This window comes from Algibacter luteus (genome assembly GCF_900141715.1).
Lineage (GTDB): Bacteria > Bacteroidota > Bacteroidia > Flavobacteriales > Flavobacteriaceae > Arenitalea > Arenitalea lutea.
In genome coordinates this window covers 197,156-218,552 of record NZ_FQYK01000004.1, presented here as the reverse complement: position 1 = coordinate 218,552, position 21,397 = coordinate 197,156, and the positions used below count along the sequence as shown (strand labels likewise).

17 protein-coding genes are annotated in these 21,397 nt (G+C 32.5%); 1 reads left to right on the top strand and 16 read right to left on the bottom strand.

Annotated features, from left to right (window positions below; translation table 11 throughout):
* Window positions 1–35: 35 nt before the first annotated feature.
* Window positions 36–2,063 (top strand): tetratricopeptide repeat protein, encoded by a 2,028-nt coding sequence (locus BUA46_RS09425; protein WP_019386507.1) that lies wholly within the window; start codon window positions 36–38, stop codon window positions 2,061–2,063.
* Window positions 2,064–2,253: 190 nt separating this feature from the next.
* Here BUA46_RS09425 and BUA46_RS09420 read toward each other — a convergent pair whose 3' ends face one another.
* From BUA46_RS09420 to nirD, 16 genes are all read right to left on the bottom strand, one after another.
* Window positions 2,254–4,842, bottom strand: coding sequence for a DUF6923 family protein (locus BUA46_RS09420; RefSeq protein ID WP_019386509.1), 2,589 nt, complete (start codon window positions 4,840–4,842; stop codon window positions 2,254–2,256).
* Between the two features lie 208 nt (window positions 4,843–5,050).
* The gene (locus BUA46_RS09415; RefSeq protein WP_019386510.1) at window positions 5,051–5,776 is read right to left on the bottom strand and encodes a LytR/AlgR family response regulator transcription factor; all 726 of its coding nucleotides are present in this window, start codon (window positions 5,774–5,776) and stop codon (window positions 5,051–5,053) included.
* A 9-nt stretch (window positions 5,777–5,785) separates the two neighbouring features.
* Window positions 5,786–6,109 carry a hypothetical protein gene (locus BUA46_RS09410; RefSeq protein ID WP_019386511.1) on the bottom strand — a complete coding sequence of 108 codons (324 nt, stop codon included), beginning with the start codon at window positions 6,107–6,109 and terminating at the stop codon, window positions 5,786–5,788.
* The gene (locus BUA46_RS09405) at window positions 6,106–8,586 is read right to left on the bottom strand and encodes a GAF domain-containing sensor histidine kinase (RefSeq protein WP_019386512.1); all 2,481 of its coding nucleotides are present in this window, start codon (window positions 8,584–8,586) and stop codon (window positions 6,106–6,108) included. The genes BUA46_RS09410 and BUA46_RS09405 overlap by 4 nt, the downstream gene beginning before the upstream one ends.
* Window positions 8,586–9,125 carry a heme NO-binding domain-containing protein gene (locus BUA46_RS09400; protein ID WP_019386513.1) on the bottom strand — a complete coding sequence of 180 codons (540 nt, stop codon included), beginning with the start codon at window positions 9,123–9,125 and terminating at the stop codon, window positions 8,586–8,588. Before BUA46_RS09400 ends, BUA46_RS09405 begins: the two co-directional genes overlap by 1 nt.
* Window positions 9,125–9,535 carry a response regulator gene (locus BUA46_RS09395; protein WP_019386514.1) on the bottom strand — a complete coding sequence of 137 codons (411 nt, stop codon included), beginning with the start codon at window positions 9,533–9,535 and terminating at the stop codon, window positions 9,125–9,127. The genes BUA46_RS09400 and BUA46_RS09395 overlap by 1 nt, the downstream gene beginning before the upstream one ends.
* A 157-nt stretch (window positions 9,536–9,692) precedes the next feature.
* Complete coding sequence (locus BUA46_RS09390; RefSeq protein ID WP_019386515.1) at window positions 9,693–9,995, bottom strand: hypothetical protein; 303 nt, start codon at window positions 9,993–9,995, stop codon at window positions 9,693–9,695.
* A gap of 125 nt (window positions 9,996–10,120) precedes the next feature.
* On the bottom strand, window positions 10,121–11,560 hold the full coding sequence (locus BUA46_RS09385; RefSeq protein WP_019386516.1) for a rubredoxin: 1,440 nt from the start codon (window positions 11,558–11,560) through the stop codon (window positions 10,121–10,123).
* Entirely contained in the window at window positions 11,560–15,081 is a 3,522-nt protein-coding gene (locus tag BUA46_RS09380) for a nitrate reductase (RefSeq protein WP_019386517.1), read from the bottom strand. Before BUA46_RS09380 ends, BUA46_RS09385 begins: the two co-directional genes overlap by 1 nt.
* A 125-nt stretch (window positions 15,082–15,206) precedes the next feature.
* Window positions 15,207–16,643 carry an MFS transporter gene (locus BUA46_RS09375; protein WP_026009932.1) on the bottom strand — a complete coding sequence of 479 codons (1,437 nt, stop codon included), beginning with the start codon at window positions 16,641–16,643 and terminating at the stop codon, window positions 15,207–15,209.
* A 312-nt stretch (window positions 16,644–16,955) separates the two neighbouring features.
* Complete coding sequence (locus BUA46_RS09370; protein ID WP_019386519.1) at window positions 16,956–17,354, bottom strand: hypothetical protein; 399 nt, start codon at window positions 17,352–17,354, stop codon at window positions 16,956–16,958.
* Window positions 17,355–17,443: 89 nt separating this feature from the next.
* Entirely contained in the window at window positions 17,444–18,112 is a 669-nt protein-coding gene (locus tag BUA46_RS09365) for a response regulator transcription factor (protein WP_019386520.1), read from the bottom strand.
* Between the two features lie 53 nt (window positions 18,113–18,165).
* Window positions 18,166–18,546, bottom strand: a complete 381-nt coding sequence (locus tag BUA46_RS09360) for a RidA family protein (RefSeq protein ID WP_019386521.1) — start codon at window positions 18,544–18,546, stop codon at window positions 18,166–18,168.
* Window positions 18,547–18,553: 7 nt separating this feature from the next.
* The gene (locus BUA46_RS09355) at window positions 18,554–20,368 is read right to left on the bottom strand and encodes a sensor histidine kinase (protein WP_019386522.1); all 1,815 of its coding nucleotides are present in this window, start codon (window positions 20,366–20,368) and stop codon (window positions 18,554–18,556) included.
* 10 nt (window positions 20,369–20,378) lie between these two features.
* Complete coding sequence (locus BUA46_RS09350; protein ID WP_019386523.1) at window positions 20,379–20,963, bottom strand: DUF4202 domain-containing protein; 585 nt, start codon at window positions 20,961–20,963, stop codon at window positions 20,379–20,381.
* 23 nt (window positions 20,964–20,986) lie between these two features.
* Window positions 20,987–21,364: a nitrite reductase small subunit NirD gene (nirD, locus tag BUA46_RS09345; RefSeq protein ID WP_019386524.1), complete on the bottom strand. Its 378-nt coding sequence runs from the start codon at window positions 21,362–21,364 to the stop codon at window positions 20,987–20,989.
* Window positions 21,365–21,397: the final 33 nt, after the last annotated feature.

Here is a 21,397-nt window from a genome sequence, read left to right as displayed (position 1 = left end):
ACAATATGCCCTTTAAAAAGTACCTTATATATCTAATGTTATTTGTGTCTTTAACTATAACAGCTCAAGACATGAAAGAAGGCTTCGCCTACCTAGAAACTGGAAACTATACCAAAGCTGAAGCTTATTTTAAAAATATACTAAAAGCATATCCAGATAATAAAACTGCACGATTATGTTATGGACGTGCAGTTGGTTTAAATGGAAACCCAAAAAAAGGAGCTTTGCTATTTACCGATTTACTTGAAGATTATCCAAACGATTTTGAAGTTAAATTAAATTACGGTGAATCTTTACTTTGGAATAATGATTTTAACAAAGCCAAAATTTATTTTAAAGGATTAATTGAAGAAGATGCGAAAAGTTTCCCAGCCTTATTAAGTTATGCCAATACCCTTTCAAATTTAAAAGAATACGAAGACGCTTTAACTTATGTAAACAAAGCATTAAAAGTTTCACCTGGTAATCCTAATGCATTAACTTCAAAAAAATATATCTATTTAGGTTATGCTTATCAGAAACAACAGGCCCAACAATATGAAGAAGCCGAAGAGTACCTAAAGGAAAATTTAAAGCTTTTTGAAGATGATAAAGATACACTGCTAAATTTAGCGAATCTATATTTAATTGCTGGCCAATTTGATAAAGCGGAATCAACCTATAATACAATTTCAAAAAATCCAGAGAACAGACTTACCTCATTAAATGGATTAGCATTAGTTGCTCACTTAAAAGGTAAAGAAAAGGATGCACTTCAACTAAGCGAACAAGCTTTTGAAAGTTTAAATTTTGATACTGATGCCATTTTAGTACAACAAACTACTGAACGCTATATTCAAGCTTTAATCTGGAATAAAAAGTTTAAAACTGCGAATTCGTTAATTAATGATTTAATTAAAAGTAGACCGAACGAAAACTGGTTATTATCGCTGCGTGCCACTTTAAATATTTACAAAAGTGAATTTAAGAAGAGTGTTAACGACTACAACCGAATTTTAGTAAACGATAGCAGTTCATTTGATGGTAATCTAGGAAAAGCTAATGCTTTAAAAGCTATTGGTTTATATGATGATGCTTATAAATCGGCACAAAACACCTTAACATTCTACGAAAAACAAAAAGATGCTTCAAACTTTATTAAAACTTTAAATACTACATTTACACCATTTCTAGAAACGAAAGGTTCATACTCTTTTGATAATGGCGACAATAAAGCTTTTGGAGTTCAAACCAAAATGGAGTATCCTACATCTACAAAATTTAAGTGGTTGGCTAATTTTGGATACAGAACAACGAGTAACAAGGTCACAGATAACGAAGCAACATCAAATGATTTTTCTTTAGGTCTAGCCTATCAATTGCTGCCAAATATCACATTTAATGGAACTGCAGGTGTTACTTCTGCAAAAGCAAATACCAGCGATTATACACAACTTGTTAGCAACCTTTCTTTAAATATTAAACCATTTAAATTACAAGTTTTAGATATTGGATATAAAAGTGAAATACAAAGCTTTAATGCCGAATTATTAGATCGAGAAATTGTGATGAACAACTTGTATGCAAATTATAGCTTAAGTACGAATTTTAATTTAGGATGGTTTACTCAATATTTCTATACATGGCAAAACGATGACAATGCCCGTAATTTGCTATTCACCTCGTTATATTATAATATTTTACCAAAACCTTCGCTAAAAGCAGGATTAAATTATCAATATATTACGTTTAAAAATCAAGTACCGACAGTTTATTTTAGTCCAGAAAAATTTAATGCTGGCGAAGTGTTTATAAATGTTATAAAAGATGAGAACATTGCTAAAACAAAAGAATGGTTTTATGAGTTAACTGCTGCAACTGGATTACAGTATATTGAAGACGATAGCAGCCAAAGTACTTACCGTATTCAAGCTAAATTAGGATTTAAGTTTTCAGATCATGCCTTATTGAACCTTTTTGGAGCTCGAAGTAATATAGCATCAGCAACTGCAGCAGGTTTTACTTATACCGAACTAGGTTTAAGGTTTAAATGGTATTTGTTTAATAAGCCAGTTTTTAGATAATTTTTAGACCTAAAGTCTTTACTTGTTACTTTTAAAATTATTGAATTTGCAGAGTAAAAATTTATAGCAAATTCTATAGTTAAAAATTGATATACAAAGGAATTAACTTAGCTAAATATGCTATAATTATAACAAAAAAAGGCAAAAGACTTGCGCCTTTTGCCAAACTCAAAAGAATAATTGCTATTAATTAATCTAGGAGTAATTTTGTGGTTTTATAATTGGTTTGATTGCTTATTATATTACAGAAATAGATCCCTGAACTTAATTTTTCTCGTTTTAAAATGACCTCGTTTAGGCCTTTTTGTGAATTCACCTCTAGCTCTTTTACTAAACGTCCTACTTGATTATAAACCAAAAGCTTAACAGTTTCTGTATTTGCTGCTGTAAATTGAATCGTTGTTTGAGTTGTCATAGGGTTTGGTATTGCTACGACATCAATCGTATTTTCTGTTAAACTTGGAGTTACAGATAATAAAATATTATTAGAGAAATAAAGTTGCTCTAAAGTCATGGTTTTAGTTTCAACTTCTCCATTTTCTGCAAGCATAGTAAAAACTATAGAGGTAACATCTGAAACTTCAATTGAGCTTCCATCCAACGTTTTAAAATCTAAAAACGGGATACTGAAATTTTTAAACTCAGGAGTTAATTCTATACTTGTTCTATATTGTTGCTCCCAATTGGTTACACTTTCTTTTACTAATCTGAGTATTAATATACCTGTCCCTTTTGCTGTAAAATTAAAGCTATTAAAAGCTGTTAAATTTATAGCATTAAACTTTGGAGTTAAGGCTCTGTACGCAGCAATATACTCACTGGTTGTCGCTTCTAGATTGATGTTACGCTCTATTGAGTAAACATTTTCATCAAAACTAGAACTATTAGATTCTACAGTGTAGGAAGTAACATTGGTTGTTATCGCAGCATCATCATAACCCCATGGACCGTCCGACATAAATAAATCGTCAGGAGTGTTTAAACCATCACCGATTCTAAATCCTATGTCAAACAAATTACCTGCATCTACTTCTAAATTTGAAATGTAATTACCATTTAATGCGATACTAGATGAAACGGTTTCTACAATATCGGTCTCGGTTGAACGAACTCCGCCATCAAAAGCTACGGATGCTGTTCTGTTGGTATTTACTATTTGTAAATCTAATTTACCATTGTGGTATTTTCCTTTTCTAACAAATACAGTGGGTGGTGAAGAATTGTTATAATTTGTTATTGGTTTTTGTACTTCTAATAGATGTAATACCTCTTCACCTAATAACAATAAATCATCTAAAGAATTGGACCATATCTGGAAATTATAATATCCATTCTTACTGGTGTATTTATCTAAATTCCAATGGCTTTCAATACCAAACTCAGAATCATTATTTATGGCTTTCGCAGATAAACTTAATACAAATTCTAACGAACCATCAATATTCCTAATTAAAGCTTTAATAAAATTTTGCCCTTTAATTTCTATGTTTGAAACAGAAATTAATTGTGCGCCTAGTAATCTGTCGCAGATATATTTGGTGTGTTCATAAACACCTCGATCTGTTTTAAGCACTAAAATAGATGCTACGGCTTCTTCATTTTTAATATAATCCACTGAATAAACCTCGGTAGCATTTGTAATACCTATCAAATCCGTTGGAGATGATTCAACTACAAGTTCTTCATTAATAACTTCTAAAGGAATAAAATCAGATAATTGAGTCAGACCACCTCTTTGAGCATAATGTTTGCCGTAGTTCGGGGTTTTGGTTAATTTTTTTGCGGCACTTTGGTCAAATATATAGCCGGTTTTGGCACGACCAAAGTTACGCTTACTAACTTGTTGAGATAACCTATTATTACTCTCTAAACCTCCCAGATTTGCACTAGAAGTGGATGTGATTTCAATAACTGGACAGCTTGAATAACCAGAACATGAAGGATCTTCGCAATCAATTAATCCATCGCCATCATCATCAATTCCGTTATCACAATCTTCTTGTGGTACAGCAGCGCTAGGACAACGTGCCCCATCATTCTGTGAACTGGCTGGTCCGAAAGCAAATAAATTAGATTCGATAGTATTTTGGCCATTTAAATCTTGAACGGCTTGAATAACATAGATAGTTCCTGTTTGGTTTGCCGAGGCATAAAAACGTCCTGAGGCATCAAAATAAACCGCTCCATAAGTATAATTTAAACCAGATAAAACAGGAACAACTCCTAAAGCTTGAACTTCGCTTGTTACGGGGTTAATTCTATATAAAATATTTGTGTTTTTCTCTAAAGCATATAAATTCCCATCAACTGCATTAAATGCCCAATCATGAATACTAATGTTTTGTGATAACGTTTCAGACGAAATAAACTCACCATAATTGGCAGATTCGGGATTAAGGTTTACTTTATAATAAGTTGACCCTCCTCCCTTTAAATAATAAATACCTTCTGCACTAACATCACCTACATAACGATTATTTGTCGGTAATTCATCTATATATAACGTTGTGGTTTCAAAGTTTTGCCCAATACGAACGATAGTTTTTGATGGTGAACTTAATGACCCCCAAATATAACCATCGGCAGGATTGTATGCTGTAGCATTAATATTACCCGGGGTAACATCGGCATGAGCCAAATATGAATTTCCCGAAGCTAAATCAACGGCATAAACATCGTTATACTGAAATAAATAGGCATTATTATTGCAATTAAATGGTGTGTCTTGCGCATTTACTATAAAACCTATTAAAATTAAAAGTTGTGCTAATATTTTCATAACATAAAATATTTGCCACAAAATTAATTTTAAACAATAGGATAAAGCTAATATTTCGATAGAGTCGAATTTAGTGCAGACGAATGGCGAGTAACAAGTGTTAAATTGAATTAAACTCTTGATGTGAATATGTAATTAAATAAGTAAGGGCGTTAGACGACCTCAAATTCCATGAAGAAAAAGATTTCTTTGAAAGAAGTAAAATTGACTACAGCAAATTTAAACGTTTCATCAACTCCGGACGATTAGCACGACTAACAGGAATCACGTCTTTTTTTATGAGCACACTATTATCTTCAATGTCTATTATTTTCTTAGTATTTATAATAAAAGATCTGTGTACTTTTAAGAATAAATCGCTAGGCAATTTATCCTCTATTTTTTTTAAGGTAGAATGAACGGTATAATTCTTTTCTTCAGTTTTTACATTTATGTAATCACCTTTGGCTTCAACTAAATAAATACTAGGGATGTCAATTTTAATAAGCCGTCGATCAATATTTACATATAAATCGTTACCAGAAGAAGTTTCGACACTTCCAGCAGAAGCATTTACAGTTTCCACATTTTTAACAGGTTTAGCAGCCACAGATTCAGCTTTTTGAATTGCCTTTTCAAAACGTGCTAACTCAATAGGCTTTACCAAATAGTCAACAATACATTCATATTCAAAAGCTTGTATCGCAAATTGAGGATCTGAAGTTGTTAATATAATTTTAGGAGGATTTTTTAAAGTGGCAATAAAATCAAACCCTGTAAAATCAGGCATATGAATATCAAGTAGTATTAAATCAACTTTGTTCTGATTTAAATATTTAATGGCTTGAATGGCATTGGGAAATTCTTCTACTACATCAAGATTTTTAAAATTTGAGCATAATTGGCCTATTATAGCCCTAGCCGTAGCTTCATCATCAATAATTATACAATTCATAAAATAAAATTATAGAGTAGCTAAAAAGTTGGTAATAGATTTTAAAATATTTTCAAAATCTGCTTTACCTTCTGCTCTATTCTCCAATAAACTATTTTCAAAATTGGCAGCAACTTCGTAACTTTTTTCAAGCCCTAAAATACTAATTTTATGTTTAAGTTTGTGTACAATCTCAGAAGCTTCTTTAAAATTTCTGGATTCAATATTATTAAGGTATATTTCTTTCTCTTCAGGAAATTCTGTTTTAATAATACCAATAAGTTTTTCCTGAAATGTCAAATCACCGCCAGATAACTTTTCGATATAATTTAAATTCGGGGTTTCTTGTATCATTTTTTAAGTGTAAAATAAAATGTTGTACCAACACCTGGTTCAGAATCTAACCAAACTTTTCCTTTATGAATTTCTACTATCTTTTTAACTATTGATAAGCCAATACCTGTAGAATCTTTACTTTTGTTTAAAGAGTGAAATATCTTAAAAATTTTATCATGATATTTCTTATCAATACCCATACCGTTATCTTTAATCGAAAATTCGTAAAATGATTTTTGATTTTTAAAATCAATCTGAATTAATCCTTGATTCTTATCCATGTAACGAATGGCATTACCAACTATATTTTGAAACACCTGCTGTAACATGGTACTATCACCCGTTATTGTAGGTAATGGTTTTAAAATTTCTAATTTTATGTGCTCTGGGATGTGCAAAAGATGAATAATTTCAGACAATACCACATTTAAATCTACATTTTCCTTTTTTGATGAATCGCTTCCAACGCTAGAGTATTCGAGAATATCAGAAATTAGATTTTCCATTTTTTCAAGAGTAGTCTCAATTAGTCCAAAATTTTGCATACTTATGTCATCCAGTTTCCCCTTGTTATCTTCTTTTAACCAAGATACAAGTGCATTAATGCTTCTTAATGGTGATTTTAAATCGTGTGAAACTATATGAGCATATTCTTGAAGTTCGTTATTTGTAATTTCTAAATCTCTTACTAGTTTTTCTTTTTGTTTCTGCAGATTTTTTATGTCCGTTATGTCAAGATGAATACCAATAGACCCTATAACTTCCCCATTTAAATTATAATTGGGTGCTCCACTCACCAGCCAGTTTCTCAGCTCTCCATCGTTCCTTTTTACAATAACTTCGTATGAATTGGCCATTCCTTTTTTACGTTTATTGTTTTCTTTTACTATAGTTTCAGAGCTTTTTTCAAATGTAAAAGTTTCATTCGCAATTTTACCGATTATTTCTTCTTCTTTGTAACCAGACATTTCAGCAAAACTATTATTAATCATTAAAATCTTATCATCAAGATCAACCTCCATAAGGCCTAAGTTCATATTTGCTATAATATTGCTATATTTTTGCCTTTGAGCCTCTAAACTTTTACGATATTTTCTTCTTAAAGTTACATCTCTATAGGTCCATAAATGCCCTTTATAAAATTTGTTTTCATAAATAGGAATATAATCGCGTTCTAGTATTTTGCCATTAACCATTTTGAGTTCTTCACCCAATACAACTTTTTGGTTTCTTAATAATCGATCAATTCCTTTCACAAATTCTTCAGGGTTTTCAAAAAGACCTTTACTTTGTTCTGCTGATTCTGTACAATCTTGACCAATTAACGACTCTGGTGACAATGGAATATTAAAAAACTCGCAAAATTTCTTGTTTGTAATCACAATTTTTCTGTTCTCATCCTCTAATAAAACACCACTATCAAGATTTAAAATAAGAGCTGATAACCTGTTTTCCGACTCTATAAGTTGCTCCTCAGCTTTTTTGCGTTCTCTTAAATCGATAGCACTTTTTAATTGCAAAGCAACAATGCCGGCAATACTCATAAGCATATTTAAATGCTTTTCGGTGAAATAATTTTCTTCTTCATGTTCTGAATCTATTATTCCAAGTACTTTATCTCCTATCATTATGGGAATTGTGATTTCTGATTTTCTTTCCACAATGTCCTTTACATATCTTTTGTCTAAATCTGCATTAGTAATAATTTCGGCCTTACCAGATTTCGCTACGGCGCCAACAATACCAACGCCTTCTTTTAAAACAATTTTATTTACAATTTGGCTATTTTCATCCAATTTTTCACCATACGCCGAAATTTGTTCGAGTGTATTGTCCGTGTCATTATATAGATAAATGACACAATCTTGAGATTCTAAGTACTTAGCAATTTTATCTGTAATTTGATACGCTATTTCATAAATATCAAATTTCCCCAATATTGATTGAGCAATGTCATTAATAACCTCAATAACAAGTTCTTTTTCTCTTACCGTTGTGATATCTCTAATTATTCCTTGTGCGGCAACTGCTTCTCCCTTTTCATAAATAATACTAGCATTGACGTGTACTAGTTTTATTTCATTAATATTGTTCTTTATAGTAATTTCAAAATCAGTTAAAATACCGTCCTTCATAAGGTTTTCGAAAGATTTAACTACTTTCTTTATATCAGATGGAAAAACCATATCATTGAGGTTGAAATCTACTTTTTCATTCTCAAAACCAAATAAACTTACCGCGGCATTGTTCATTTTTAAAACATTACCTGTTAAATCCATTATTAAGTAAGGATCTACAATATTCTCAAATACACCTTGGAGTTGGGAGTCTGTTTTATTAAGTAAAGCTTCTAATTCAGCGTAAGATTTTTCTAGTAGTTGTCTAGCTTGGAATAATTCAGCAGATTTACTTTCCAATATTTTTTCTGCCTGTTTTCTGGCCGATTTTTCACGTGCGAGTGCACGCTGTAAGATGTCAATTTGGTTTTGACTCATTAATTTTTGTTAATTAAAAACTTAACTTCTGTACCATCTTCTTTTAAATTCTCTAAAACAATTGTTGCTGTTGAATTAAAATGTTCGAACGTTTTATTCATTAAACCCAAACCAAAATGATGCATTGCTCTACTTGATTTATAAATCATTATGAGTGAGTTTTCAGTTTTTTCAACAACTTCAAAAGAAGGTAATTCAGCATCGGGGTATATCTTTCTTACTTCTACATGAATATGATTTTCTATTGAGGAAATCATTTCAATTGGGTCGCTATAAGTTGCCAAAAGCCCAGGATAACTTTCCTCTAAAACACTAAAAAAATGTTCTGCATATACTAACAATAAATCGTCAATAGAAATGCCTGTGTATGAACTTAAATGTTGAAGTAATTGTAACATTTCAGAGAACTTATAAGTTCCTACTGACGTATATACTCCATTCGATTCTAAGTCTGAATTATTAATGATTTTATCAACCATTTCTAACCCAAATTTATCTTCTACTAATTCTAAAAACTCTGTAAATACAATACCTTTCATTAAACTTGTTTTAGTTCGTTAATACTCCAATAGGCCAATAATTTTTCAATTTTAGTTATATAATCCTCATATTTCAAAGGCTTTAACACATAACCTGCAATACCTATTTCGTAACATTCTAATAAATCTCGCTGATTACTTGAAGTTGTTAAAATAATAGTAGGGATATACTTTAAAACATTATCTTGTTTCAAAATTTTCAAAAACTCAATACCGTTAATTTTTGGCATATTCAAATCTAACAAAATAACGTCTGGTAATTGGTCTTTTTTTTCTAAAATTTTCAACGCATCTTCACCGTTATTGGCTTCAATAATATTATGATTTAAATTAAGCGATGAAATTGTTCTATTCAATTTCATCACTTCAATCATGTCGTCTTCAATTAACAATATATTTAAATTTTTCATTAGGAATTTGGATTAGTCTATTTTTTTAATAGATAAAGTTAGGGTTATTCCTTGGTGAGAAACTTTAATTAAGTTAAATAAACCATTAGTGTAGATAGATGGTAATTAAGTGTCGACGAATGGTTTTGATATTTTCTAATTTAGGCTGCGTAAGAGTTTATGCGATTTTTCGAGTTGTATTAATAGTGTTTATTTTACATATTAATTTTGATGATTTTAACTCATCATAGAAATCTTGAGAAAATCCTTGAATTTGGCTAACTTCAATCTGTTTTTCAAGTTGATTAATATATTCTATGTGTCTTAGATTCCTATTTACTAAGTATTGTTGCATTTCATCAGCATTTTGGTGAGAAGAATTTGCTTCTAATTCAAAATTAGTTGCTGTTTTTTGATTTGCAATATTGTAAAACAAAATATTCGCAAAGTTTACAAGGAATCTTGGTAATATATTTTTCATTTCAACAGATTTAATATAATTATTTACTGATGCAAATGTATTCCCGATTTCTTCCCTATTTTTAGATTTTCTTTTAATGCAATGTCTTTAACGATAATTGGAATTTAAGTGTCGACGAATAGCTATTACCGCATTTTGGTTTTTAACATTTTCTTTTCGAAACTGCTTAAAGGCGCATCACAGACCGAACATTCGTACGTGTTAGGCAGACTTTTAAACGGTGTATTTGGTAGAATTTCTTGAGTAATATCGCCATAACTCTCATTATAAACTGTCATACATTCCGAGCATTGATAGACTTCTTCTTCTGTGGTTTCTTTTATTATGGTTTTAACCGTTTCTTGCTCAGGCTCGTTTCCTAATTGTTCAAAATAAAGCTGACTCAATTCCATCAACAACCCTGGAAGTTCCACTTTATCAACATCTTGAACATGCATGATATATTCTTGCGTATTCGGGTCGAAATTCTTAGCATACAGTAAGTTATAGGTGTCTCTTATTTTAAAATCACCAATTTGTTCAGGCTTTTTATTTTTTTCAACTACTATTGAAGTAAAATTATATGTATCGCTATCATAACTAGTAATCCCGAAGGTTAAACCATAAGTACTGATATCATTTTGGTCGAAATTGGTCACTAAATATTTTTTGAGATTTAATGCGTCTTTATCATTTACTGGTAAATGCCAGTTCATCTCTAACATAGAATGGCGGACATTAATACCAAATTTTCCTAAGAGTTTTTCCCATTTTAATTTTGATTCTAACGGAATTCCTTTTACAATAAATGATTTCCATGGTGTGATAGATATTTTTCCGATTTTATTTTCGGAACACAACTCGCACATGGCTTTCAGAAATTTTAAGTCGTATCGGTTATTTCGCCAATACAATCCTAACCAATACCTATCTGAAGCAATTCTATTCATGCCTTCGTAATACGGAAATGGATAAAAAGGCACCTCTAAAGGTTTATCGACAGTTCTATTGTTAGTATCAATAGCGTCGCTAACTAAATCAAAAACCATTTCAATAGATTCTGGTTCTTCAATTAATATATTTTCAATTGCGAGTTCTATCTTATCCATGTCCCAGCTATAAATTAAAGCTGGATACATTTTAGTTTTTTCCCAACCTGGTAATCTTAAATATAAATACCAATAATCTTCATGCTCTGAGGCAATAAAATTCACATTTCCTGTAAATAACGGTACTAATCGTTGTTTGGGGTCAATAACATTAATACGAAGCTTCGGATTGTGTTTAAACTGCTCTATAACATACAGATAACGATCACTAGTTAACCATGATGTACTTGGTAAAATTTCAGCTGAAACATAAGATGAAGAAATATTTTCTACACCATCTCTTTTAGGTTTTACAAACTGAATTTTATTAAACTGGCTAAACTTACTTTCATCAATTTCTTCTGGGAAAATAATATCTTGACGGGAACCAAAAGAAATGGCATCTAAACCTAAAGCTTCGGCTGCTTCACAAATGTAATGTAACTCACCTGGTGATAACACACCTCCATTTATTCGTAATCTATATGGCTCCTTCATCATACTAGAATTTTTGAATTTTGAAGTATGTCTCTAACTTCTGTTTTGCAACTACCACAACCTAATCCTGCACCTGTTTTATTACATAATTCTGTGAAATCGGTACAGCCTTTGGCAATGGTTTCTTCTATATTTCCTGCACCCACTTGACTACATGAACAGACTAATTTACCCAAAACAGGAACGTCATTAGACGAACCTCGAAGTAGCTTATCACGCTTTTCGGCCATTTCAATCTTACTTTCAATCATGGTTTTAAATTCGGCAAATTCATTTTTATCCCCCATTAAAACCGCACCAATTAATAAATCGTCTTTTACAATACACTTTTTATAATAGCGCTTTTTAATATCGGTAAATATTATTTCTTCAAAGCTATCATCATTTTCAGGAACATTTATTTCACCTATACTGCAAAGGTTAAGATCATTAAACTTTAAAATATTCATTAAAACTGAACCGTTATAAGCACAACTGATATCACCCGCTATAAAATTTGCCAGAATATTAGCTTGCTCTTCAGCTGCCGATGTAATTCCAAATAATTGATTGTTGTATTCTGCAATTTCACCAATGGCAAAAATATCTGGATGGGAAGATTGTAAATGCTGATTAACAATAACCCCTCTTCTACAAGAAATGCCGTTTTCTCGGGCTATTTCTACGTTAGGAATAGTCCCAATGGCATAAACAATAGCGTTGGCAGTAATAAATTTTCCACTCTTTAAGGTAATGTTTAATTCACCCGTATCCTCATCATCAAATACGGTGCTTACTTCATTATCAAAATAAATTTGAATGCCTCTTTCTTGAACATCTAACGCAAGTAGTTTACTTGATACCAAATCTAATTGACGTTCCATTAAACGTGAACCTCGCTGCACTATGGTGATTTTAGCGTTTTTATGCTTCATGGCAGCAGCTAATTCTAATCCTAATAGGCCACCACCAACAATTACCACATGTTGTTCTTCAGGAGGTAAATTAGTAGCCTCTAAATAAGCTTTAAAACTATCCGCATCACTTTTATTACGCATGGTAAAACGACCCGGTAAATCTATTTGAACATCCTTAGGTACGAAAGCGCGACTTCCAGTCGCTAAAATAAGTTTGTTAAATTGATGGGTTTCACCGGTATTATCGGTAACCGTTTTATGAGTTTTATCAACCTTTGTTAAATAGGTTTCAGGATGTAATTGAATGTTAAGTTTTTTTAGCTCTTTCTCTTTTATTTTTAAGAGTTCATCCCAAGACAATTCTTCTGTAACATACTCAGGTAGTAATACTCTGTTATAAAATAAATTAGGCTCTTTTGAAAACACATGTATTTCGTCGGTTTCATTTTGTTCTCTATAGTTTTGAACAAACCTAAAAGCCGCAGCTCCTGCCCCAGCGATTATAATTTTTTCTACTTTCTTTTTATGTTTTGAAACTGAAACTCTAGTAAACTTGAAATCAGGTTCTTTAGATACTGGATCTACATGAGTATTGGTTAAATTATTTGCTCTGTTTAAATTACTTTGCAACTGCTTACCCCAATGCATTGGTAGAAAAACCACGCCTTTCTTGATATTTTCTGTAACACTAGCTCGAACTCTTACCACACCGTTTTCACTAGTAATTTCGGTGATATCGCCATTTTTAATTTTGTACAAATACGCATCTACTGGATGAATTTCTAAAACTGGTGTTGGGTAATGAGTTTTTAAACGTGATACCTTTCCTGTCTTGGTCATGGTATGCCATTGATCTCTAACTCTACCCGTTGTAAGAATTAATGGGAAGTCTTCATTTGGCAAAACAGAATTATTCTCTATAGAACTTGGTAAATTAAATTTCGCATTCCCTGAAGCCGTATAAAACTTTTTATTCTGAAAAAGTCTTGGCGTTCCTTCATGTCTATGCTCTGGTACTGGCCACTGGAACGTACCTTCATTTTTTAATCTGTCGTAATTTAAGTAAGACACATCAATATTTGTGCCTTTGGTCATGGCAGCGTATTCATCATAAATCTCGCTTGAACTATTAAAATTAAACCCTCTAAAGCCCATGCGTTTTGCGAAATCACAAAATATTTCAACATCAGGTCTTGCTTCTCCTGGAGCATCAATTTCTTTAGGTAGATATGAAATTCTTCTTTCAGAATTTGTCATAGTTCCTTCTTTCTCTAACCATCCAGCTGCTGGCAACACTAAATCTGCAAAAGCAACCGTATCCGATTTATGCGATATATCTTGAACCACCACAAACTTTGCGTTTTCCATGGCTTTTTCAATCCTATTCAGGTTTGGTAAGCTTACTAGCGGATTAGTACAAGCAATCCACACCGCTTTAAGTTTTCCGCTTTCTAAAGCATCAAACATTTCAGTAGCTGTTAACCCAGGTTTTGGGTTGATTTTATCAACGCCCCAAAACTGAGCCACTTCTCTACGGTGTTCTTCATTCATTAGGTCTTTGTGTACTGCCAGTAAATTGGCCATACCACCAACTTCGCGACCACCCATAGCATTAGGCTGTCCTGTTAAAGAAAATGGTCCGCAACCCGGTTTTCCAACTTGTCCTGTTATTAATGATAAATTTAAAAGCGATACATTTTTATCTGTACCAACCACACTTTGGTTAAGCCCCATAGCCCACATGCTAATAAATCCTTTGGAAACCCCTATGGTATCGGCTGCTTTTTGAATATCCTTTTCTGAAACACCACATATTTTTGAAGCTTGCTTTAAAGAAGTCTTGAAAATTAAATCTTTATATTCTTGAAAACCATCTGTATGATTTTTAATAAAATCTTCATCGATTAATCCTCGTTTATACAAGCATCTAGCAATGGCATTATACAAAACAACATCGGTTCCAGGTAGCAATTGTAAATGAATATCTGCGAAGTTTGCAGTATCCGTTTTTCTAGGGTCTACAACTATAATTTTAACATTCGGATTTTCCTCTTTATGCTTTTCTAATCTTCTGAACAAAATGGGATGGCACCAAGCAGGATTTGCTCCAGTGATTAAAAATGTATCTGCAAGTTCTATATCTGCATATGAAATTGGCACACTATCTTCACCAAAAGTTTTCTTATATCCCACTACAGCAGAGCTCATGCATAAGCGAGAATTTGTATCTATATTATTTGTTCCAATAAAACCTTTGGTAAGTTTATTTGCAATGTAATATTCTTCAGTTAAACTTTGTCCAGATACATAAAACCCAACACTATCGGGTCCGTGTTTTTTTATGATGGATTTAAAAACACTAGCAGCACGATCTAAAGCATCGTCCCAACTCACGCGCTCTCTAGGATGTGAACGACTCCAACGCATCTCTGGATACAGAATTCTGTCTGACACGTCATTTGCTACATAATGCAAATTCATACCTTTAGAGCATAACATGCCTTTGTTTACAGGGTGGTCCTTATCTCCTTCGACAAAAACTTTGTTGTTGGCATCTTTTTTAACAATAATGCCGCAACCTACACCACAATATGAACACGTTGTTTTGACTTCGTTTTTAATCATTTAGACCAACATTTATTACTAAATAAGACAATATATTTATACCAAACAAACACCGCTTTTATTATTCTGAATACCTTAAAAAATAGACTTTAAATTTTTAAATCGTTAATAATGACATTAAAAATTTAGCTATTTAATTTTATAGTTTGCAATCCTTCCATGAGTTCGTTGTCCATATCTTCACTAGGAATATCTTGCTTTTCGTCTGCTGGCGAAAACTTAATGGCTAAGGCAAGAAACCCAATAATAACCACAATAAAACCTATTAACATATATCCTTCTGAAACGGCTAATGAAGAAGCTGAAGATTGTGCTGCTTGTAACAATTCTTCACTCATACCCTTATTTTCCAGAATCGCAGTTTTTTCAGCTAATGCGGATTTTGACTTCAATAAAAATGCTGCTAAAAAAGCCCCTACATTACCTCCTGCTCCAACAATACCAGAAACAGAACCAATCGCCTTTTTATTAATAAACGGAACAACAGAGAACGTCGCGCCTTCGGCCATTTGAACACTTAAGCTAAACAATATTAAAAAGATGAATCCTATAACTATACTCGTAGTTAAAGAAAATGTAACTAGCATGATACCTTGAACTGTTAAAATAAAAGACAGGAACAAAACACGACCTCTTAAACCTTTTAACTTACCAAATTTATCTCCAAAAAAGCCTCCTAAAGTTCTAGCAAAAATATTCATTAAAGCAAAAGACAACACAATATTTCCGGCCGTAATTCTTTCTAATTGAAACGTATTTTGAAGATAATCATCCATTGTACCATAAACAGTTAATTCGATACCAAAACTTGCTGCATATACTAGAAATAATATCCAGATTCTATAATCATTCAATACTGCTAAAAAGCCTACTTTATCTTTCTTTTTATCAATAGCAATACCCGATTCTTTTAAATCTTTAAAATTTCCTTCTGGAGTATCTTGAGTAAAAAAGAAATATACTAGACCCATTAAAAAGCAAACAATTCCGGCAATTACCATCGCGTATCTCCATGCTTCGGTATCAGCAACACCAAAAGCAACAACTGCCGATGCTATTAAAGGCATTCCCAAACGGTTGGCTCCTCCTCCTAAATTGCCCCATCCCGCTGATGTGGCGTTTGCTGTTCCAACAATATTAGGTGCAAACATTAATGAAGTGTGTACTTGAGTAATAACAAAAGAGGCACCAATAAATCCAATAAACAATCTACAAATTAAAAATTGTGTAGGTGTTTGTACCAAACCACACAGAATTACCGGAATAGCTCCTAATATAAGTAGCCAAGTATAGCAAAGTCTTGGTCCGTATTTATCACATAATTTTCCGATAAGTAATCTAGCAAATACGGTACCTGTAACCGCCAAAATAATGGAATTCCATTTTTGATCGGGTGTTAAACCCAAATCGCGAACAACATCTGGCATAAAAGGCACAATCCCGAACCATGCGAAGAAACACATGAAAAAGGATATGGCAGTAATCCAAAATGTACGTATTGAAACGTTTCTAAGATTTAATAAATTTAATGTCGTGGACTTAGTTGGTATTGTATTATTCATAATTAAGTACTTTTATACGTACAAAACTAAGTATTAATACTTAATTAAATTTAAAATTGCGTACGTATTTGTAAATAAATATGAGTTTGACAAAATAGAAATGCGGATTTTATGGAATTAATAAAATCTAAGGGTAAATAGTTGTGATTTTTGTAATTGTGACAACATAAATATGTGTGCAACGACTTTGCATATGCAAAGATTCGCGTTTTTAACACCTCATTTAACAAATAAATCACAGATTGAAAGACCACGAGGACTTACATATGTAGGCTTTTACCAATAATGAATTGATTATGTTGTAGACTTTCGTTATCTCACCTTTGATTGCGAAATCTTATTGAAAAAGTTTTGCAAACAATTACTTTGGTCATCTAAAAATTCTTCAATTTCTTCAATAAATGATTCTTTTTGTTGTTGACGATTTATTGTTAGATGAATGACTACAGCGTCAGGATCTGGAAGAATTCCAGTTGTAATTGTCCACGCTAATGCATTTGGGCATTCTACTAAAGCAAAACGCAGCCCTCCTTTGATAAGCGTTCGAGTTAAAGTGAATTCACCCCAAATACCTCCAATATCAGCTTCAGTATTATTTTGATCACCAATAACAAAAATCTCATTGCTAATATATTCTAGATTTTCAATAGTTAATTCATCTTGAATAATCTTGTCTTGTGTCTTTAAATTTATAATTCTAAAAAACTCCATATTGTGTATTTATGATCTTATTAACCAGTCAATCAAGTATATAAAATTCAATCTTAATGAAGGTTATCTATTTCACATAGTATTATAAATTAAGACACCAACCCAAATTCTTTGGCCTTATTACTTAATTCCATTAAGTTCTTTACTTCCAACTTTTTCATTAAATTAAACCGGTGTACTTCGGCAGTTCGCTTGCTTATTTGAAGTTCATCTGCAATATCTTTATTATTCTTCAATTGAAGAACCAAACTAAGTATTTGCTTTTCACGCTTGGTAAGTTTAAAAGGATCTTCTTTAGGTGTATTAACTGGATTAACCGCTGTGTTTGTATTCCCATTCACAAAATTATTCATGATAATGGCCGATACATCACCTGTGAAGTATTTACCTCCAGAAGCCACTTTAGTTAAAGCCTTCAAAAACTCTTCTTTACTCGCCCCTTTCAGCAAATAACCATCGGCACCCGCTTGAATTGCTTGCACCACATATTCCTCGGAATCATGCATAGAGAGTACCAAAGTCTTCACATCACTATTAGAATTATTGATTTCGCGAACTACTTCAATACCATTCATTTCCGGCATTCTTATATCAACAATTAATACATGGGGTTGATTCCTTTTTATCACTTCTAAAGCCTCTTTTCCATTTGAGGCCTCATCTATCACTACAATTCCAGATTGGTCTTCTAATAACGCCTTAATGCCATCTCTTACCAGTACATGGTCGTCTGCAAGTACTACATTGATAATATCCATAAATACTAATTATAAGTACAAAAGTAGTGATTTTAAGTAATACTACGTATTTTTCAACTTTTTAAAGCGGTGACCTGAATTTCTATTTTCATTTTGTTGTCTGCTAATTTCGCCGAAAACATAGTTGCTGCAGGTTTAATATCGCCAAGGTATTTTCTTAAAATTGGCCAACACATTTCAAAATCGCTTGCTTCTGGTAAAATATAAGTAACCCTAACAATATCAGATAAACTTGCATTGGCTTTTTCTAGTGTATTTTTTATATTAAGTAAGCATTGTTCGGTTTGTTCAGCTATATCTTCGCTAATGGTCATATTGTCGTAATTATAGCCTGTTGTACCTGATACAAATACCCAATCGCCTTGCACTACTGCTCTCGAATACCCGATTTTTTCTTCAAAGGTAGAGCCTGTACTTATGAGTTTTCTTTTCATAAATCACTTATTTTAGCGGAATATTTAATGTAATACGTGTTCCCTTACCTTCTTCAGAATTTAAAAAGAGTCTACCATCAATATATTTTATACGTTCCTGCATAAAGGTGAGCCCCATGCCACCATCACCTGCTTTAATGTGTTTCACTTTACTTGGGTCAAAACCCTTACCATTATCATCTATTACAATACTTAATATGTTTTTACTATGCGATAATGATACCAAAATATGAGTGGAATCGGCATATTTTATAGCATTGTTTATGGCCTCTTGAGTAATGCGATAAATATTAATTTCTTCTAAAGAATCTAAACGCTGATTGAAATCTGTTTTATTAAAAAACACAATATCCTTTCCAGTTAATTTCGAAAGTTCTTGTACCAATTTGTTAATCGCAGGAACAATACCATGATCGGTTAATTCTGGTGGTGTCAAATTAAAAGTAGCTGTTCTAACTCCTTTTATAATATTGGAAGTCAATTCTTTAAGATGCTCTATTTTAACTTTTGCTTTATTAATATCACTAGTATCAATACTTTCTAAATTATATTTTAAACCAGTAAGCATCTGCCCAATTCCATCGTGTACATCTTTAGCAATTCTGTTCTGTTCCTTTTCCTGGTTTTCGATAATTTTACTCGAGATAACCTTTTGCTGATTCATCTTTTCCTCAAAGCTTTTTGTTGTCAATCTGTCGATTTCTAACTGTGCTTGTTTTCGCATTGTAATATCAGAAGCTATAATCAGAATTTCCGATTTGTCTTCCGTAGGATTATAAGGAATAATAGCCATCTCTAACCATATGTCAATCTTATCTTTGGTTGTTGCCTTGACTTCACCCTGCCATCCCGTTTTAATGTTTTTGGTTATAACATCTTCTATGGCGAGTTGTTCGGTTTCAATATGAGATAAAACGTCCCAAATCATGGTCGCATCATTAAATTTTGAATATTTAAATAAACGCGAAAATTTATTTCCCATGTGTACAATGGTCCCGTTAGGAAGAATTCTAGCAAATAATAAGGTGTCGTCCATCGCACGACTTAATGCCCGAAGTTCTTTAATCGACTTCTCTTTCGAAATACTTAGTATATCAGCATCATAAGCCATTTTTTTAGCATGCTTTTCCGCCGTTAATAAATCAGATAAAATAGACTTTACCGATTTCGCAGCAGGCCAAAATATAAACAAGAATTCCCCTAATAAAATGAGTAACGTTAAAATAGTAAGCCATAACTCTAATTGGCGCAACCAAGCTACTTTATGGTCTGCCTCTAGGTCGTATTGGTTCACAATATCGTCCATGAGTTTTAAAAACTCCCCTTCGTTTGCTTTTACCTTTTCAATTTCAGGGCTGTACTTTTCCAAGAATGCATTCTCACTATCAACAGGAGAATTAATAATGCTTGTTGTAGCCGATTGTATCGTATCAAAAACCGGATTTAGAAGCTTGAATTTCTCACTAACCGCAAGACTATTGTCTCCAGGTAGTCCTAAACTATCATTACCTTTTTGAAGTGCATCGTGCGATAATTCCCAGAGCTTTAAAGTCGCTCTAATCTGATCTTTTAATTGACTTATTTTTGTGGTATTCGTTTCAGCAGAAAGTGAAACAATATCCTTGGTAAGTTTCTGGCTTAACATACGCTGCCTTCCAGCAACGTTTATAACTGAAGAATCGCTCTCTTGTCTACTTAAATGCGAACGAATAAGTAACTGACTTACAATAATAGAAACGGCGATTGTACTTAAAGCAATAATGTATAAACGACGTAATTTATCAAACGTTCTTTGGTCTAATGAATTACCCAGTTTTGTCATGTGCTAATTTTTAAGATATAGCTTGCTTAACTAAAGCTAAACTCTTTTCAGAGAATGGGAGTTGTAATGCGGCTTCATGCCCTTTATCAGACATTTTTACCCAAGTTTTTTTAAGTATATCAATAATTTTTTCTTCTTCATGTTTCGCTGCAAACTCCTCAAAGTAATAATCTAAAAACACCAAACAAATCGTGTCTTCTAGCGTTTGACTTTCCTCGTTTTTCTTAATGAGTTTTTTGTTAATTAAAAATGAAACTCTATCCACAAACTGTTGGTCGTAACCCACCTGATTTAGAATTTCGGCAGTTAATTCAGCATGCATTTTCTTTAAGGTTTCGCGCCATTTTAAGTAACCAACACGATCCATTGGGTATTCGTCTCTAGGAATTTTCCATCTACAAATATGTTGAGCGCGTGCTGCAATTTGTAATGCCTTAGAAGCATTAGGGTTAAACTGCAATAACTTTCTTGTCATTCGCTGCGAATACAGCAACTCTTTTGGGTATTCAATACCAAATACTTGGTACGTATTTTTATCTTCAGCGTTTTTTTTATCTATTAAAGCAAGGGCAGTTTCAAATCTTGTTGGTTTCATCAGGAATGGTTTTAATCAAATCTTTAATCTGAGAAGCCAATATACACATTTCCGTCTTTAATTTTAACAGGATAGGTCGCAATTTTTAAATCTTCACCTGCAAGATTCGATCCGTCTTCTAAAGAAAAATTCTTTTTATGCATTGGGCAAGCCACTTTAGGAACCCCTTCCTTATCGCCTATCATCCCTAACGAAAGTACCATTTCCATTTTATGCGGACATAAATTTTGGCAAGCATACCATTTTCCAGTTCTTGCAAAATTATAAACCGCAATTTGCTTGGTTTTATACTTTATACAGGCGCCACTATTCTCAGGAAAATCTGAGGTCAAACCAACTTTAAACCACTCTTTTACTGCGTTTTCAGTAACTGTTTCGTATTGACTTAATATATCTTGCATAATCTTATGTTTTAAATATTTTTAATATTGGCG

Excerpts from the sequence above, each read along its gene's own strand:
- BUA46_RS09395 (WP_019386514.1), bottom strand. The coding sequence starts at position 9,535 with ATGAAAAATTTAAATATATTGTTAATTGAAGACGACATGATTGAAGTG.
- BUA46_RS09415 (WP_019386510.1), bottom strand. The coding sequence starts at position 5,776 with ATGAATTGTATAATTATTGATGATGAAGCTACGGCTAGGGCTATAATA.
- BUA46_RS09390 (WP_019386515.1), bottom strand. The coding sequence starts at position 9,995 with ATGAAAAATATATTACCAAGATTCCTTGTAAACTTTGCGAATATTTTG.
- BUA46_RS09375 (WP_026009932.1), bottom strand. The coding sequence starts at position 16,643 with ATGAATAATACAATACCAACTAAGTCCACGACATTAAATTTATTAAAT.
- BUA46_RS09350 (WP_019386523.1), bottom strand. The coding sequence starts at position 20,963 with ATGAAACCAACAAGATTTGAAACTGCCCTTGCTTTAATAGATAAAAAA.
- nirD (WP_019386524.1), bottom strand. The coding sequence starts at position 21,364 with ATGCAAGATATATTAAGTCAATACGAAACAGTTACTGAAAACGCAGTA.
- BUA46_RS09385 (WP_019386516.1), bottom strand. The coding sequence starts at position 11,560 with ATGAAGGAGCCATATAGATTACGAATAAATGGAGGTGTGTTATCACCA.
- BUA46_RS09420 (WP_019386509.1), bottom strand. The coding sequence starts at position 4,842 with ATGAAAATATTAGCACAACTTTTAATTTTAATAGGTTTTATAGTAAAT.
- BUA46_RS09400 (WP_019386513.1), bottom strand. The coding sequence starts at position 9,125 with ATGAAAGGTATTGTATTTACAGAGTTTTTAGAATTAGTAGAAGATAAA.
- BUA46_RS09355 (WP_019386522.1), bottom strand. The coding sequence starts at position 20,368 with ATGACAAAACTGGGTAATTCATTAGACCAAAGAACGTTTGATAAATTA.
- BUA46_RS09370 (WP_019386519.1), bottom strand. The coding sequence starts at position 17,354 with ATGGAGTTTTTTAGAATTATAAATTTAAAGACACAAGACAAGATTATT.
- BUA46_RS09380 (WP_019386517.1), bottom strand. The coding sequence starts at position 15,081 with ATGATTAAAAACGAAGTCAAAACAACGTGTTCATATTGTGGTGTAGGT.
- BUA46_RS09425 (WP_019386507.1), top strand. The coding sequence starts at position 36 with ATGTTATTTGTGTCTTTAACTATAACAGCTCAAGACATGAAAGAAGGC.
- BUA46_RS09360 (WP_019386521.1), bottom strand. The coding sequence starts at position 18,546 with ATGAAAAGAAAACTCATAAGTACAGGCTCTACCTTTGAAGAAAAAATC.
- BUA46_RS09410 (WP_019386511.1), bottom strand. The coding sequence starts at position 6,109 with ATGATACAAGAAACCCCGAATTTAAATTATATCGAAAAGTTATCTGGC.
- BUA46_RS09405 (WP_019386512.1), bottom strand. The coding sequence starts at position 8,586 with ATGAGTCAAAACCAAATTGACATCTTACAGCGTGCACTCGCACGTGAA.
- BUA46_RS09365 (WP_019386520.1), bottom strand. The coding sequence starts at position 18,112 with ATGGATATTATCAATGTAGTACTTGCAGACGACCATGTACTGGTAAGA.